The following is a 1,184-nucleotide window of genomic DNA, read 5'->3' on the forward strand; positions in this document are numbered from 1 at the left end:
CACTCGACGTGGCAGCACGGCATCGAACTGGCGAAGATGGCCGGCACTAAACAGTTCGCACTCTTCCACCACGCGCCATCGCGCACCGATGCGCAACTGGAAGACATGGAGAAGCAGGCACAGGCCGCCTTCCCGAGCTCCTTCGCCGCCCGCGACAACCAGGTTCTGGAACTCTAGGCTTCGACCAGAGCCGCCGCTGATTTCCAGTCGACGGCGGGATGGGCGCTCGTCTCTGCCATAAGGTCAGAGAGAAACGCCCAGGCGGTCTGATCATGCACGAGATGGTGCGTGAGAATGCCGATCGGCTCCGCATCATCATCGAAGCGGGCCCGCAGTTCCTTCACTACGTCAGCTACCAGCTCGTCATGCGGCCTGCCGCCACGGATGCCGTGCCAGTTCATGATGTCGACGTGGGTATTCAGCAGCCGTATCGGGCTTTCCGCCTTGGCGGCTCCGTAGACCGACAGGACCTCAAGACCAAACGCCGGCAACTCCCCAATGAGCGCACTGTTGATCCGGTTCCAAGGCGGCACCAGGATGGAGATGAATTGCGACCCGAACAGCCGTTGCAGAATGGCATATCCGTCGCGCAACTCGCCGAGGACGATGTCGGGCGCGCGATGGGCGCCGAGCTCCTGCTTCTTCTCGTCACGCCCTGCGTGATTGGTATGCGACCATCCATGCAATGCAACCAGCACATGCCGCTCCTCAGCCAACCGCGCGGTAAGCGGCTCGCCCGTGGACGCCGGAATGACGGCGAGGGTCAACGGCACTTTGGCGTCGGTGGTCAACTTCAGCAGCTGTTCCAGCGCCGGCGTCGGCTCGATCGCATCGTCGTCGCGAAGCCAGAAGCGGGCGGTCTTGCCGGAGGCCTGCCAACGGCCGAGCTCCACCCGCAACGGCGCCCAGATGTCGTGAGCCATCATCGTTCTTTTCCTATGTATCTGCATAAATTGGAGTTGATCGCCTTTGCCGCGATTGCAAGCGATCGTTCGGCCAGGACGAAGCGGCGTGCCGCGTTCGCCATATCGGTGCGTTTCGAGGCATCGTCGAGCAATCCGCTGATCGCCGAAGCGTAGGCGGCGATATCCCCCTCTGCCGTTAGCAAGCCAGTCACCTCAGACAGCACGACTTCTGGAACGCCCGCCGTGTTCTGCGCGACCACCGGTAGGCCCGCCGCCTGT

General features: G+C 62.7%; 2 protein-coding genes and 1 pseudogene. 1 reads left to right on the forward strand and 2 read right to left on the reverse strand.

Annotated features, from left to right (window positions below; genetic code table 11):
• Positions 1-177 (forward strand): annotated as a pseudogene (locus B3605_RS12410) (MBL fold metallo-hydrolase); the annotation flags it as partial.
• On the opposite strand, the gene B3605_RS12415 reads toward B3605_RS12410, so the two are convergent.
• Positions 174-926 (reverse strand): polysaccharide deacetylase family protein, encoded by a 753-nt coding sequence (locus B3605_RS12415; RefSeq protein ID WP_112972827.1) that lies wholly within the window; start codon positions 924-926, stop codon positions 174-176. The pseudogene B3605_RS12410 and the gene B3605_RS12415 overlap by 4 nt on opposite strands.
• Positions 923-1,184: glycosyltransferase (locus B3605_RS12420; protein WP_296434093.1), on the reverse strand; the 262-nt coding region annotated here is incomplete at its 5' end. The genes B3605_RS12415 and B3605_RS12420, both read right to left, overlap by 4 nt.

The sequence above is a fragment of the Rhizobium sp. UBA1881 genome (assembly GCF_002338015.1).
Taxonomy (GTDB): Bacteria; Pseudomonadota; Alphaproteobacteria; order Rhizobiales; family Rhizobiaceae; genus Rhizobium.